A 14,179-nucleotide genomic window follows, 5' to 3' on the forward strand; every position below is an offset into this window, starting at 1 on the left:
CTCGGCATGAAAGATGGCGACAGCGCGGATCGTCCAGAGGACGCGTTGCTTAACACCACCGCGACGTCACCGCGACCCGCCGCCTGGCGCGCAGTACTGGCGGCGAGCGTCGGAAACGCGCTCGAATACTACGATCTGCTGATCTATGGCTATTTCGCCATCACCATCGGCAAGCTTTTTTTCCCGACCGGCGACGACTGGACTTCACTGATGCTGTCCGTCGGCACCTTCGGCATTTCGTTCATCATGCGGCCGCTAGGCTCCATTGTGCTGGGTAGCTATGCGGACCGCGCAGGGCGCAAGGCTGCACTCACCTGGTCCATCCTGCTGATGATGATCGGCACGGCGATGCTCGCTCTCGCACCTACCTATGCGCGTATCGGACTGTGGTCCCCCGCGCTCGTGATCGTCGCGCGGTTGCTGCAGGGATTTTCGACTGGCGGCGAATTCGGCGCCGCGACGGCCTTCATGGTCGAGCACGCCGATGGCAAGCGGCTGGGTTACAGCGGCAGTTGGCAAGCATCGACTCAAGGTCTCGCGACCGTCCTTGCCGCCGGTCTTAGTACGGTGCTGACCTATACCCTCAGCACGCAGCAGATCGATGCCTGGGGATGGCGAGCAGCCTTCCTGTTCGGTTTGCTGATCGGGCCGATCGGCCTCTACATACGTCGCTATACACCGGAAACGCCAGAGTTCCTTGCGCTGCAGGCGACTAGCCGAAGCGATCAACGCGAGGTTTCCCCGTTACGCGATACGCTGACGATCGGCTTGCCCGGCCTTTTGCTTGGCGCGGGCGTCGTGGTGGCGGTGACGGCGTTCAGCTACGTGCAGAAGGTGTATATGCCCACCTATGCCGTTAAGCAGTTGCATATCGCAACGAGTGCGTCGCTCGTCTGTACGATGGTAACTGGCGTCATGCTGATGGTGATGGCCCCGTTTTTTGGTTTGCTGTCGGACCGATATGGGCGCATCCGCGTGATTGCCATCGCGATGATCGTGATCGCCGTATCCACGTATCCGATGTTTTCCACCATGGTCGCGTATCCGACCTTTGCGACGCTGCTGGCGACCCAGGCGATCGTTGGTGTACTGCTTGCGGCGATTCTCGCGCCCTTGCCGGCGCTGCTCTCCGAAATATTCCCGACCCGTACCCGAGGCACGGGACTGGCGCTGAGCTACAACTTGTCCGTGACGATTTTCGGCGGTTTTTCGCCACTGATCGTGACCTGGCTGATCGGAACGACACACAACAAGACATCGCCCAGTTTCTACGTGCTGGCTACAACTTTGATCAGCCTCGCCGCGTTGTGGCTGCTGCGCCGCCGCAGCGCATTTCGGCACGGCACAGACTGACGCGACGACACGTTCTTTGGGAAAACTAACAATGACGACACTAGAAGCGCTTCGCGCCACGTTGCCGAGCTACCCGATTGAGCTGGATAAGCCCGATATTCGCCGCTGGCGGACCGGTCAGGACGGTATCGACTATGTCCAAAGTTTCGACAGTGGGGTGGCCGGCCCGCACGTGATGATCAACGCACTCACTCATGGCAATGAGATGTGCGGCGCGATAGCGCTCGACATCTTGCTGGCTTCGGGCCTGCGACCGAGCAGCGGGCGATTGACGCTGTCGTTCGCGAACGTGGTGGCGTATGACCGATTCGATCCGGCCGATCCAGACGCCACGCGTTATATCGATGAAGACATGAACCGCCTGTGGGCGCCTGAAAGGCTGGACGGACCGGACGACAATCTCGAGTTGCGCCGGGCGCGTGAACTGCGTCCGCTCATCGATACCGTGGACTTTCTGTTCGACATTCATTCGATGCATGAGAAGTCGGAGCCCCTGATTCTCACTGGCCCGCTCGCGAAGGGCGTGGCGCTAGCGCGGCAGATGGCCGCGCCAGCTCATCTGATGATCGACGAAGGCCATGCCGCAGGGCGACGCTTGCGCGACTATGGCGGCTTCGGCGATCCGAACAGCTCCAAAAACGCGCTGCTGATCGAATGCGGACAGCATTTTGAGAAAGCGGGCCGGGACGTTGCGCTTGATGCTGTATGCCGGTTCCTGACAAGCACCGGCGTGATCGATTCGACGTCCGTCGCACCATGGATGAAGTCGGCTTCACCACTACGGCCACAATGCATCCGCGTGACTCACGCGGTCACGGCGGCCTCGACGGACTTCCGCTTCACCGATGACTTCCGCGGCATGGAAGTGATTGCCGAGGCAGGAACGCTGATCGCCGTCGATGGCGCGTGCCGGATCGTCACTCCTTACGACAACTGTGTGTTGTTGCAACCGTCTCTGCGCCATCTCGGCAAGGGAGTCACCGTGGTCAGGCTCGGCAAGATGGACGTGGCTGACAAGCGCGATCTATGGCAATGAAGAGAACAGGCGGAACACCCCGCGCGCAATCTCGCAGCCTGATTCACTCGAAGAAACATTCCTTCAACGGCACAAGCGCGGCGCCGATTACCGCCGCGTTGCCGTTCGCTTCGCCGAGCACGAGCTTCGGTCTTGGGGGGGCGACGCCATATCGATGCTTTTCCCAAAAGCGGGCCCGCTCAATCAGCATCCTGCCCAATTGAACGGGCAACTGGCCGCCGAATACGATAGCTTCGGGATCGAATAAACCGGCCACGGTGTTGATGACCCGATCCAGTGCGGGGAGCGTGCGCACGATCCAGCTCTCCACGCCGGGCCATGTCGGATCAAAACGGAAGCGCAAGTCCTCGACCGAGTCGATGTCGACGCCGTTTGCCCGCAATTCCTTGATCAGATACTGCAGCGCCGGACGACGACCGGTCTCGTCCTCGTCATAAATCATCATCTCGCCTGCGTTGCCATGTGAACCAAAATAGGGTTTGCCGTCGATGACAATGCCGCCGCCAAACCCATAGTTGAATGACAGGTAGACGAAACTGCGCGCCCACAGTCCTGCCCCGAGCAGGCTTTCACCGATAGCTGCCGTCGTGGCATTGTTTTCGATCCATACCGGCAGTTCGAAGCAATTTTCAAGAATCGGTTCAAGGTCGATCAATGACCAGTCCTGTAGCGGCTCCGGTGCATTCACCTGGCGCCGGTCGGCAACAAAGTAGCCGGAAATCGCAAAACCTACACCGATAAGGCGCTCGCGCGGCACGTTGTGGCGTACGAGGAGGCGGTCGATCGCGTCATTCACGCTGATGAGCGACGCATTTCGACTCATTGGCGGCGTCTGGATCTGCACTTGCTCGAGGATATGGCAGCCAAGGTCGGCGAGACACACCGCCATGGAATCGGTGTTGACTGCCACGCCGATCGTATAGGCCGCTTCGCGCACGAGTTCGATGCGCGGACTGGGTTGGCCTCGTCCGTTCCTGATGGCCTTGCCCGCCTGCAGCAGGCCACGTCCGATTAGCTGCTCGACAAGGCGATGGACCGATTGCTGTGCCAGATCCGTTTCCAGGGATATGGCTGCACGGGAGATCGCCCGATGACGACGGACGATATCGAGAATCATCCGCTCGCTCGTACTGGTTGGCTGGATATGCGGATTTCGCCGATTCGATGCCGGCATGCTGGGACTCCGCTCTGAGTTGCTGTTTTTAGTAACCATGGACGGTGTGTCTCGCTCGTTGATGGCCGTTCCGGCCCGTCACGCTGGACTTGCGACCAGGCGCTGATGACACTGCGCATATTAATACTCAATGTGTGTAGTATTCGTGACGAATACAATGATCCGCCGCTGTGGCGACGTCCGCACAAGCCGATGTATGTACGAAGCGCTGGCTTTTTAAATTTCTCTGGAGGATCACATAGGGTCGTCACGCGATGCTTGCCGCCGATGTGAGCGCCACGCGAATGGGGGCCCCCTGAGGCTCGCCCAGATGACGCAGCGCAGCGCAGCGGCTCATGGCGAGCCACTGCCGTGCCGTGCAGAGACGTTGGCCGTGACGCTTCAGCGCGAAGGCTTCTCCTTCAGGCGCAATCGCTACTCGCAAAAAAAGGGCAACAGAAAAGGCAACCGGACAATTACAGAAGAGATGTTGCTTTATCTGGAATTACCTCTATTTTTGTAGAGGAGTTCTGCACGCCGGACTCGACGCTTTGCGGCAGATTTGCGGCACAGCTTTGGACGCCGTCCGACCATGGCGGCGCAGTGCGCGCGTGGCGCGACCTGTTTGCACTACACGATGGTGTACGCAGCCCTCAAGCGCAAGACGATACGGCGGTCGCGTTGCCGCCAACGCCGTCATCGGCAAAACCGTTGCTATCCCGCGATTCAATGCACATAGCCGTCACCAGCGGCGGAGTAGTCCAGCGCAAAGAATTTTTAGCGAAGCGGATGCGCCTTTCGTGCCGTGCCTGCGGCCATCTCCGTGCGCCGCCTCCGCTTCGCTAAAAATCCTCTGCACGAGAGAACAAAAGATGAGGGGCAGCCAGCGATTGTTATGACAATTCGTCGTATTTTTTGAATGTCGTTTAGTGCCTCTCTACGATGGCTCGAAGGGGGGCGGCTTACCTGAGATCAGAACTTCAGGAGGTCATTCGATGGAAATCAAGTCGATCGTCGCTTATCAAGGACCTAATATTCATGCACATTTCCCGGTGATTCGGTACACCGTCGATCTGGGGAAGCTTGAGGAATGGCCAACCATGCGGCTGGGCCACGACTTCATCGATCGTCTGCTTGGCTATCTCCCCGGCCTTCAACAGCATGGGTGTTCGTACAATACCGCCGGCGGGTTCGTGCGACGCATGTTGGAAGGCGAGGGAACCTGGCTGGGTCACGTGATGGAACACGTAGCCATCGAACTGCAGAAGGTGGCAGGTTCGGACGTGAGCTTTGGCAAGACGCGTGCAGCCGGGCCGCGGGGATGCTACGACGTAGTCTATGAGTACCATGATGAAGATGTCGGTCGACAGGCCGGAAACCTGTCTCGTGCCTTGATCGAGCATCTTCTTCCTGACGAATTGAAGCCGGAGCAGAATCCTGAACAAGATTTCGACTTTGAGCATGAACTGGATGATTTCATCCGTTATGCGCGGAGTTGCGACGTGGGGCCAAGCACTGCTGCGTTGGTGAGCGCCGCTGGGAAGCGTGCAATCCCTTGTACGCGCCTGAACGGCGAGAGCCTGATGCTGCTCGGCTACGGGCGTTTCCAGAAACGGATCAAGGCGACGCTCACCAGCGAGACGCGTCAGATCGCCGTAGACCAGGCATCGGACAAGGAGCAGACCAATCGGACCCTGCATGACGCGGGACTTCCGGTGCCGCGGCAACGAAAGGTCTATAACGCAGGCGACGCTGTCTATAGCGCCGAACGCGTCGGCTACCCGGTCGTGGTCAAGCCCTTGGACAGCAATCACGGGCAAGGCATATCAATCAAGCTTACAAGGCCAGAGCAGGTGGAGCTCGCCTTTGAGAGGGCGCAAGAGTACAGCGGCGGGGTGCTCGTCGAAAGCTATATCCCGGGGTCCGATCACCGCATGCTGGTGGTCAATGGCGAATTGCTGGCGGTTGCCAGGCGCATCCCCGCTCATGTGACGGGCGATGGGGTTCACACCGTAGAGGAGTTGGTGGACGAGGTGAATAAGGATCCACGCCGGGGTGTGGGGCATGAAAACGTGCTCACCCGCGTGGAGCTCGACGGCGCGGCAAAACGCCTCCTGAATGACGAGGGGTTGAGTCCCGAGACGGTACCCAAGCCGGGCGAGACCGTCTATCTGTGTGCCACCGCCAACCTCTCCACCGGTGGCACCGCCATCGACGTCACCGATAGCGTGCACCCGGACAACCGGGAAATGGCCGTCCGGGCGATCAGGGCCATTGGCCTGGACGTCGGTGGTGTTGATTTCATCACCACCGATATCTCCGCGTCGTATCGTGAGACTGGCGGCGCCATTTGCGAGGTGAATGCCTGCCCGGGTCTACGGATGCATCTGGCGCCGAGCGACGGCACGCCCAGGGACGTGGCCGGGCCCATCATCGACATGCTGTTTCCACCCGGTGCTCCAACGACCGTCCCCATTGCAAGCATTACCGGCACCAACGGCAAGACCACCACGTCGCGCATGCTGGCCCATATCATGAAGCTGGCGGGCTACACGGTGGGTCTGGGTACAACCGATGGCGTCTACATCGACGGACGGCTGACTGTGGAGGGCGACATGACCGGGGCGACATCCGCGCGCATGATTCTCGCGGATCCCGCTGTCGACGCCGCCGTACTGGAGACGGCCCGGGGTGGCCTGCTGCGGTGTGGTTTGGGCTATCCGGAGTGCAACGTGGCGGGCTGCCTCAACGTGACCGCCGATCACCTGGGCCTGCGTGGCGTCGAGACCGTGGAGCAGATGGCCGAGGTCAAGCGCATCGTCATCGAAGTGGCGAAGGACATGGCTGTCGTCAACGCTGACGATCCCTTATGTCTGAAGATGGCGGATCATAGCCACGCAAACCGCCTGGGCTACGTGACCATGAACCCTGCTCACCCCCTGGTCAATGAGCATATACGGGCGGGCGGGGTGGCGGTCATTCTGGACGAAGAGATAAACGGCCACATGATCACCCTGTGGGACGGTGGTCACCGTTTTCCGTTGTTGTGGACGCACCTGATTCCGGCCACGGTGCAAGGGCTCGCTCTGCACAATGTGCAGAACGCGATGTTCGCCGCAGCGCTCGCTCGCGGTCTCAGGATCGATCTCGAGGGCATCCGCCTGGGCCTGCGCACGTTCGAAAACACCTTCCAGCAGACCCCCGGTCGCACGAACATCTATGATCAGCATCCTTTCAGGGTGATTCTGGACTATGCGCACAATCCGGCAGCGGTGAAGACCATGTGCGCTCTTGTAGACCGGCTGGGCGCCGCGCGCGCGAAGATCATTTCGCTGACGGTTCCGGGCGACCGCCGTGACGAGGACGTGCTGGAGATCGCGCGTATTGCGGCCGGACACTTCGAGCATTACATCTGCCACCGGGACTGCGACTCGCGTGGGCGGGCTCACCTCGAAGTGCCGGAAATGCTGTGCTACGCGCTGCGCGAGAACGGGGTCGGGGCAGAGCAGATCGAGGTCATCGCCGATGAGCAGGCAGCGAATCAATCGGCGCTCGAGATGGCCGGCCCTGGCGATCTGCTCCTCCTGTTGAGCGAAGACTACACGCGTGCCTGGCAGCAGATTGTGCACTTCAGGCCCAATGGGCAAGCAGGGCATGCGCTCGAGAGAAGACCAGGGCCCGTCAAGATCCGTCTGGACGATCTGGGCGGGTTCGAATGGGACAATAGCATGGAGATTATCCGCGACGAGCGCGGCGTGCGGCTGGCACGAGACATCGAGGACTGAATGAATGAGTTTTCGCCGTGGTAACGGCGACGTCCCAGGCGGTCGCAAGCCGACCTGGTAGCAGGACCCCAAGGCGGGTGAAGCATCCGATGCACACCCTTCATGAGCGTCAAGACTTAGGAGAGCCAAAATGGACGAGAGACAGAGATTTCTTCTCTACAACGATAACGAAGCCGCGCTCGATGCGTCCTCGAAACGGAGGATAGCCGTCGAAGTCGCGCTGGACCTGATACGTCACGAAGCGATGAGCGGGTCGTCGCGCAATTCCCTGGATTCCAATTTGAGGCACCTCTCGGACTATGCCGATTTTATTCAGGAAGCCTTGAGAGGCAGTGAACAGGAGGCCTTGGGAGGCAATGAGCAGGAGGCCTTGAAGGGTAGGGACCGGGACGCCTCGCGGGATCGGGACCGGGAAGCCTCGAGGGGCAGGGAGCATTAGCGGACTTGCTGCGCCTGCCTGGGCGTAGCAGGCGCAGCGCTCACGCTCAATGGAGCCCTGTTGCGGTCTCGGGCGCCGCGTCCCGCCTGACTTGACGAGGCACCGGTCCCGCCCGTGCCTCGTCAATCAGAACGATACGGGGGATTTGTGGTCACGCCGATAAAACCTCTCTTTGCGAGGCATATCGTCTCTGTCGATAGCAACGAGGAAGATGCGCTGTTCGTCGTCGATCCGGACCTCGGGGCGCTCGGCAAAATTGACGTTCGCACGGGATTTTTTTACGGGATTGTCAATTTCAGGAGCTTCAACGCGTTCAAAGGATCGGCTGCACTCTGTATGCGGCCGGATGGTATCGTCAATTATTCGCGTTCCAATCGGATCTACGCGGTCGGGATAGAGAATGGAACGGTCCGTGACGCGATGGACACCGTTACGATCGATCAAGCAGAGGAGCTGGTTGGGCTGTGCTGGAAAAACGATCGGTATTATGCGGTCGACAAACGTGGCGCCCTGTTCATTCTGGATGAGGATGGTTTAATACAGGCGACTGAGGTAGGTCATGGTGTCAACGATATTACCTTGCATGGAGATCTCCTGTTTATACTGAACAGCGCCAGCCAGGCCATTTATGTCTACAGCCTTGATGGGATTCATCTGGCATCGCTGACCATACCGTATGAAGGGGCATCAGGAATCGCTTCCATTAAAACGTCAGATAAAGAAGAGCCCGGCATCTATATATATTACAACCAGGATAGCTGGGACGTTTTCGACGATGCGAGTTCTGAATCGGGGAAACGTGGCGGTCCGAATATAAAACTCAACAAGCATGTCTCCGATGGTTTTATAGAGAGACTTGACTACAAAATAATAGAACTTGGTGAGGCCGGGAGTTTCGGTCTTTCGGGAGGGTATGAGGTGAAATTGACTTATGCCGAAATGCTCAAGCCCGCCCGTGAAGTTTTGAACAGAATCGGTGGGGTCGAGATGTGCGTCAGGCTGTCGATTCCAGTCGAGACGCGAAGACAGAAGATCAAGTCAATCAGGATTATTGGCGACGTTCCGGGCGTTTTAAAAAAAGACGAAAATGGCAACGAGATCGCGGAATTCGATCTGACCGGCGTCGAGCTTGATAAAGAGCGCCGTTCCTTTGGCTATAGTGCTGTAATAGAGGTGTACGGCATACGATACAAGCTGAATGTCGCGGATGCGCCCTATCCCGACGATATCAAGACGCGCTTTCTTAAAGAAGAGCCGAGGTATGATATGGACCGGCTGGAATTAAGAGACATTGCAGCCGGGCTGATTTCGGCTCTGCCCGAAAACGAGCGCGGTAATGCGGTCAAAATTGCGAAAGCCGTGCGCGAATATGTTTATAGCAGGTTGGAGTACCGATACAACAACCAGTACACAAGTCCCGTCGAGACCTTGAGAGGCGGCGAAGGGACCTGCGGTAAGTACATGGAGCTGTTAATAGGATTAATGCGGCTTTGCGGGGTCCCATGCAGGCCAGTCGGAGATTTCAAGGTGCCCGAGTATAAGCTGAGATATGCGCGAGTCAACTCGGTCTGTACGCCGGATTACGATCATGCGTGGGTGGAGTTCTACGTGCCCGGGCCAGGGTGGGTACCGATGGAAAGCTCATCGGACAATGCGCCAGAACGGCATGAAAGGTTTTTTGGCGCGCTGTCGTGGATCTATATAGAAAATAGCAGAACAGAAAAGATGTGCGAAATATGCAAGCCCGGTTGCTGGGAAAAGGTCGATAACGATCTGATGTATTCGGCCTTTTTTGTACCTGATATCCAGATCGAGGTCCTTCGAAAGGCCTCGCTGGATGAAGCGTTTCCTGACTGACGTCCGGCGGTCCGCGCCGCATGAGCACTGGGCGGTTGGCGGAAGCCCGCCGCTTGATCGCGAGAGGTCGCCAAGGCGGCTCACGTGATGACTTGAGAAAACCCAAGCTGACCGGCGCGAATCCGAATTAGCGCATGATGGTCGCCCTATGCGCCGCCAAGTCATACAGGTCGCCCTCAACAAGGATGTCCAGGTGCAGGCCGATCATGCTGACCGGCGCATGGCGACGATCTGGATGGATCGCGGAGTGCTGGAGTTGGGACGGGTTCACAATGGTGATGCCGCCGCTGCCCACCACTTGCAGCCCGTGGTCCGGACCAATAAACGCAGCCGTGTCTTCATCCAGGCCGATACCAATGGCTAGCGGGTTGTAAGTCAGGGCCATCAGCAGACGCCCGAGCCGGTCCTGGTGACGATAGTGCTGATCGATGATCAACTGCCCGATCAGGCCCAGGCCAGGCGCCAATTCGACAATGTCCGCGCGGGGCGTCGTGCCGCTCTGTCCGGCCTCAATCATCTGCTCCGGCAGGAACGCGGCTCCCGTCGAGGTGCCGGCCACGTGGATACCCTGTGCATTCCGGTTGCGGATCTTCTGGGCCACCGAAGTGCTGCCCAGGGTCTCGGAAAGATGGACTATCTCGCTCCCAATAAGGAAAATCCCGTCGACGCTATCGAGCACTTCCAGGTTCCGCTGCGACTCGCAGTCGGCTCGGGACCCAAACCTCAGGAGGCTGACCCGATCAACCCGCAGATCGCGGAACGCTCGTTCGTAACGATAGCCAGCGTCGGGCATCTCGGAGACCGTGGCGACGATGGCGATATGCGCACGGGAGCCGCCGCAAAGCTGCACGAAGCGGCGCAGGATGGGGGCCTTCCGTATGCGTCTTCCATCGCCGCCGATGGGGACGATAAAACCGCGTGTGCCGCCCGTGGACGCCTTTGCGCGACTCAACTTTCACTCCGGGTAGAGTGCAAAATCGCGAAGTAGCCGAGGTCTCGTGCAGCCACCACGTGATCCGCCTGTTCCGCCGGCAGCACTGCTGCCGACGGGCTCGCATCAGCTGGCGCCTGTGGTTCCTGCCGACCCAGCCGCTGGTGCCTCGTACGATTATATCGGCAAGCGGATTGCGGCAGACGCGCGCTGCCCGGTTCGTGAATGAAGCGGCTCTGCTTTCTAACCGGTCAGCTCAAGGCAGCGGCGGTCAATTCGCGCGCGGCGTTGCTTTTCGCGGACAAGATACCGCCTGAGAGGGTGTGTGTTACGAGATCGTACGTATTGCCTTCGACGAGGATATGCAGACGTACTCCCGTCAGTCCTACCGGGTCGTCGTGGCGAACCGGCTTTGCAGCCGCATTGCGCAGATTCGACCCGTCGATGATGGTGACGCTACCGGTGCCGACCACCTCCAGCGTGTCGTCTGGACCGATGAACGCGGCCGTATCCTCATCCAGCCCGATGCCCGCCCCGAATGGGATAGAGGCGACCGCCGCGAGCAGGCGCCCGAGTCGATCGCGCTGGCTGAAGTGCTGGTCGATCACAAAGCGGCTGATGAAACCCAGGCCCGGCGCCAGATCGACCATCCCGGCGCGAGGCGTGGCACCGCTCTTGCCGCCGGCGATCATCGCGGCGGACATGGCGGAGGCTCCAGCGGAGGTGCCCGCTACGTGCATACCGTGTGCGTTGCGGCGGCGCAGCTTGTCCGCGGCCGACGTGTCGATCAGCATCTCGGCGAGGCGTACCTGGTCGCCCCCGGTCATGAAGACACCGTCAGCGTGATCGAGCACCTTCAGATATTTGTCGGACTCGCAGTCGGCGCGGGACTTGAATGGCAGGATGCTGACCCGGTCAGCCCCGAGATCGCGGAACACAGTCTCGTAGAGATCCCCCGTATCGTCCAGTGAAGAGGCCGTCGGGATGACCGCGATGTGCGCGCGTGACCCACCACAAAGCTTGACGAAACGACGCAGGATAACCGGGTTCTGGACCCGATTTTCCTTGCCGCCAATGGGGATAATGAAGCCTCGCGCGGCACCGTTCAGCGATTTTCCGGGGTGCATCATTCACTCCTTCCAGATTTGTACCCTACCTTCTATGACCATCGTAACAGCAAAAAACGCGCCAGTGTTTCCTTGACAAGGGCTCGCGCGCGCTGGGCCGGCCGCAATGAGAAGACACTCGCCGGGACTTCAGACCGACGAGGGGGGCGGGAAGGGCATATGCACAAATTGCGTGCATATTTGAACCGATATGGTGCGACATTGACGTGCAACTCAATGACGATCCGCCGAGGATCGTGATCCTCGAGACCAAGTTCCGGACGTCGAGGATCGTGCCACTGCATCCGACGACAGCGCCGGTGAGGCCCGTCGTATCTTGCGAGTCATTCTGCGCCGCGAATGATCCGCAGATCGCGCTCGACGGCGTCGCCCAAGGCTACAAGCGCTTTCTCGTATGCATCGCTTTCATATGCGGCCACTGCCTGCTCGTATGTCGGGAACTCAATCACGACAGTCCGTTCCTTCAAACCTTGCTCGCGAACCTCGTCGGCCAATCCGCGCACGATGAATTTGCCGCCGGCGGCGGTCACTGCAGGGGCTGCCAACTGTGCATATGCTGCCAACTTCGACGCGTCTTTCGTCTCGCGATACACGGTCACCCAATATCCTTTGCTCATTTGAATCTCCTTGTTTTAAGGCGAGAAAGCAATTGCTGCGTTGCAAGCAACAACGAAGGAATTATGGCATGTGTCGATATCATCGTTTGTTTGTGCGTGGGAATGCTGTGTCCAGCACAGGACGACGGTCCGCTGTAACGATCCAGCCATCAAGCTCTTCATTTCCTGTCGGCACGGCCTAGATGGTGTCTAACTGAAACATGCACCTGAAAGTGAAATGCTGAATTTTTTGCTGCGCCCGATGGAAACGCTGTCGGGCGGCTTGCAGCGTCAGCGAATCCGCCCAGCTGAATGTCTGTTCCCGGCGTTGGCGGAGAGATCGTTATCAGCGACCTTGAACACTGAAACGGCGTCCTTGAGCTTCGTCGCCTGTTCCTTGAGTGACTGCGCAGCGGCCGATGCCTGCTCAACGAGTGCCGCGTTTTGCTGGGTCACTTCGTCCATTTGATTGACGGCCTGATTGACCTGCTCAATGCCACGGCTCTGCTCTTCAGAAGCCGCCGTGATTTCGCCCACGATATCGGCGACCTGCTTGATCGCCTGCTTCACGTGGCCCATGGTGGCACTGACTTCCACGGCCTGGTTCGAGCCGTCCTGAATCATCGAGACAGACGAGCCGATCAGTTCCTTGATTTCCTTGGCGGCAGCGGCAGAGCGCTGGGCCAAGCTACGAACCTCGCTGGCAACCACGGCAAAGCCGCGCCCCTGTTCACCAGCACGAGCAGCTTCAACGGCTGCGTTCAGCGCGAGAATATTGGTCTGGAACGCAATGCCTTCGATCACGCCGGTGATTTCGGAAATCTTGCTCGAGCTTCCGCTGATCTTTCCAATGGTCCCGGCCATGGCTTGTACGGCCTCGTTGCCCGTATTTGCCATGTCGGTGGCATTCGTCGCCAGCATGTTGGCCTGACGCGCATTGTCGGCGTTCTGTTTCACCGTTTCCGTCAACTGGGTCATGCTCGACGCGGTTTCCTCAAGAGACGCCGCTTGCTCTTCCGTGCGGGCTGAGAGGTCAGTATTGCCTCCGGCAATCTCGCTACTGGCTGACTGAACGCCAGATACCTGCTCACCAACGTCGTCCACGAGTGAGCGCAGATTCAGGCCGGCCTGATTGACCGCGCGCATGAGCATACCGATCTCATCGATTCGCTCAAGGTTGACGTTCTGGACTGCTTGTCCAGCTGCGACGGCTTTCGCTTGCTGAAGCACGCTGACAAGTGGTCCGCTGATCTGGGATTCGAGCCAGGCGCACGCCAGCAGTCCGGATGCTGCAAGTTCAGCCAGAAGGATATAGCCCCATGTCGACCCGAGTAATCCACCTAGCGAAATAGTGCCTGCGGTTGAGGCCATGATAAACACCAGGGCAAGACGGATGCGCCAGCGTGTCGGCAGGGTCTTCAACGCCGAGGTCCATGCAAGCCAGCCCGAACGAACGAGCACGCCTTTTCGCAACGTCAGCCCGCGCATACGACCTTCGCGGAAACGCTGATACAGCGCCTCGGCTGCGCTGATCTCGTCACGACCAGGTAAAGTCCTGACAGACATATATCCAACGTTCGATCCGTTGCGGTTCACTGGCGTAACGTTTGCGCGGACCCAATAATGGTCACCGTCCTTTCTACGATTTTTAACCAGCGCGGTCCATGCCTCGCCCCCTTTCAACGTCGCCCACATGTCCGCAAATGCCTGGGCAGGCATATCGGGGTGACGCACGATGTTATGAGGTTGGCCGATTATTTCATTGGGTTCAAACCCGCTGACCTGGATGAATGCTGCGTTGGCGTAGGTGATATGGCTTTGCGTATCCGTGACGGACATAAGGGTCATGTCGCTTGGATAGCTGTATTCCCGTTGGGTCACGGGACTATTGTTGCGCATTGT

At 59.0% G+C, this 14,179-nt stretch carries 11 protein-coding genes; 6 read left to right on the plus strand and 5 right to left on the minus strand.

What is annotated here, in order from left to right; genetic code table 11:
* Positions 1–6 precede the first annotated feature (6 nt).
* Together AC07WT_RS24900 and AC07WT_RS24905 are read left to right on the plus strand one after the other, a co-directional pair.
* Positions 7–1,353, plus strand: a complete 1,347-nt coding sequence (locus AC07WT_RS24900) for an MFS transporter (protein ID WP_494951037.1) — start codon at positions 7–9, stop codon at positions 1,351–1,353.
* Positions 1,354–1,384: 31 nt separating this feature from the next.
* Positions 1,385–2,389: a M14 family metallopeptidase gene (locus tag AC07WT_RS24905; protein ID WP_494948982.1), complete on the plus strand. Its 1,005-nt coding sequence runs from the start codon at positions 1,385–1,387 to the stop codon at positions 2,387–2,389.
* A gap of 43 nt (positions 2,390–2,432) precedes the next feature.
* Here AC07WT_RS24905 and AC07WT_RS24910 read toward each other — a convergent pair whose 3' ends face one another.
* Entirely contained in the window at positions 2,433–3,506 is a 1,074-nt protein-coding gene (locus AC07WT_RS24910) for an ROK family transcriptional regulator (protein ID WP_494948983.1), read from the minus strand.
* A gap of 367 nt (positions 3,507–3,873) precedes the next feature.
* On the opposite strand from AC07WT_RS24910, the gene AC07WT_RS24915 reads away from it, so the two are divergent.
* The 4 genes from AC07WT_RS24915 to AC07WT_RS24930 all read left to right on the plus strand — a co-directional run bounded on the left by AC07WT_RS24915 (position 3,874) and on the right by AC07WT_RS24930 (position 9,623).
* Positions 3,874–4,065 (plus strand): hypothetical protein, encoded by a 192-nt coding sequence (locus AC07WT_RS24915; protein WP_492594618.1) that lies wholly within the window; start codon positions 3,874–3,876, stop codon positions 4,063–4,065.
* Between the two features lie 472 nt (positions 4,066–4,537).
* The gene (gene cphA, locus AC07WT_RS24920) at positions 4,538–7,327 is read left to right on the plus strand and encodes a cyanophycin synthetase (RefSeq protein ID WP_494948984.1); all 2,790 of its coding nucleotides are present in this window, start codon (positions 4,538–4,540) and stop codon (positions 7,325–7,327) included.
* Between the two features lie 130 nt (positions 7,328–7,457).
* Positions 7,458–7,766: a hypothetical protein gene (locus tag AC07WT_RS24925; protein WP_492594620.1), complete on the plus strand. Its 309-nt coding sequence runs from the start codon at positions 7,458–7,460 to the stop codon at positions 7,764–7,766.
* A 147-nt stretch (positions 7,767–7,913) separates the two neighbouring features.
* Positions 7,914–9,623: a transglutaminase-like domain-containing protein gene (locus AC07WT_RS24930; protein ID WP_494948985.1), complete on the plus strand. Its 1,710-nt coding sequence runs from the start codon at positions 7,914–7,916 to the stop codon at positions 9,621–9,623.
* Between the two features lie 127 nt (positions 9,624–9,750).
* Here AC07WT_RS24930 and AC07WT_RS24935 read toward each other — a convergent pair whose 3' ends face one another.
* The 4 genes from AC07WT_RS24935 to AC07WT_RS24950 all read right to left on the minus strand — a co-directional run bounded on the left by AC07WT_RS24935 (position 9,751) and on the right by AC07WT_RS24950 (position 14,176).
* A complete protein-coding gene (locus tag AC07WT_RS24935; protein ID WP_494948986.1) occupies positions 9,751–10,575 on the minus strand; it encodes a cyanophycinase in 825 nt (274 codons plus the stop codon).
* A gap of 230 nt (positions 10,576–10,805) precedes the next feature.
* Positions 10,806–11,684: a cyanophycinase gene (locus AC07WT_RS24940; protein WP_492594623.1), complete on the minus strand. Its 879-nt coding sequence runs from the start codon at positions 11,682–11,684 to the stop codon at positions 10,806–10,808.
* 320 nt (positions 11,685–12,004) lie between these two features.
* Complete coding sequence (locus AC07WT_RS24945) at positions 12,005–12,298, minus strand: DUF1330 domain-containing protein (RefSeq protein WP_492594624.1); 294 nt, start codon at positions 12,296–12,298, stop codon at positions 12,005–12,007.
* 270 nt (positions 12,299–12,568) lie between these two features.
* Positions 12,569–14,176, minus strand: a complete 1,608-nt coding sequence (locus AC07WT_RS24950; protein ID WP_494948987.1) for a methyl-accepting chemotaxis protein — start codon at positions 14,174–14,176, stop codon at positions 12,569–12,571.
* Between the last annotated feature and the right edge of the window lie 3 nt (positions 14,177–14,179).

The sequence above is a fragment of the Paraburkholderia sp. GW821-FHT02A12 genome, from assembly GCF_059422005.1.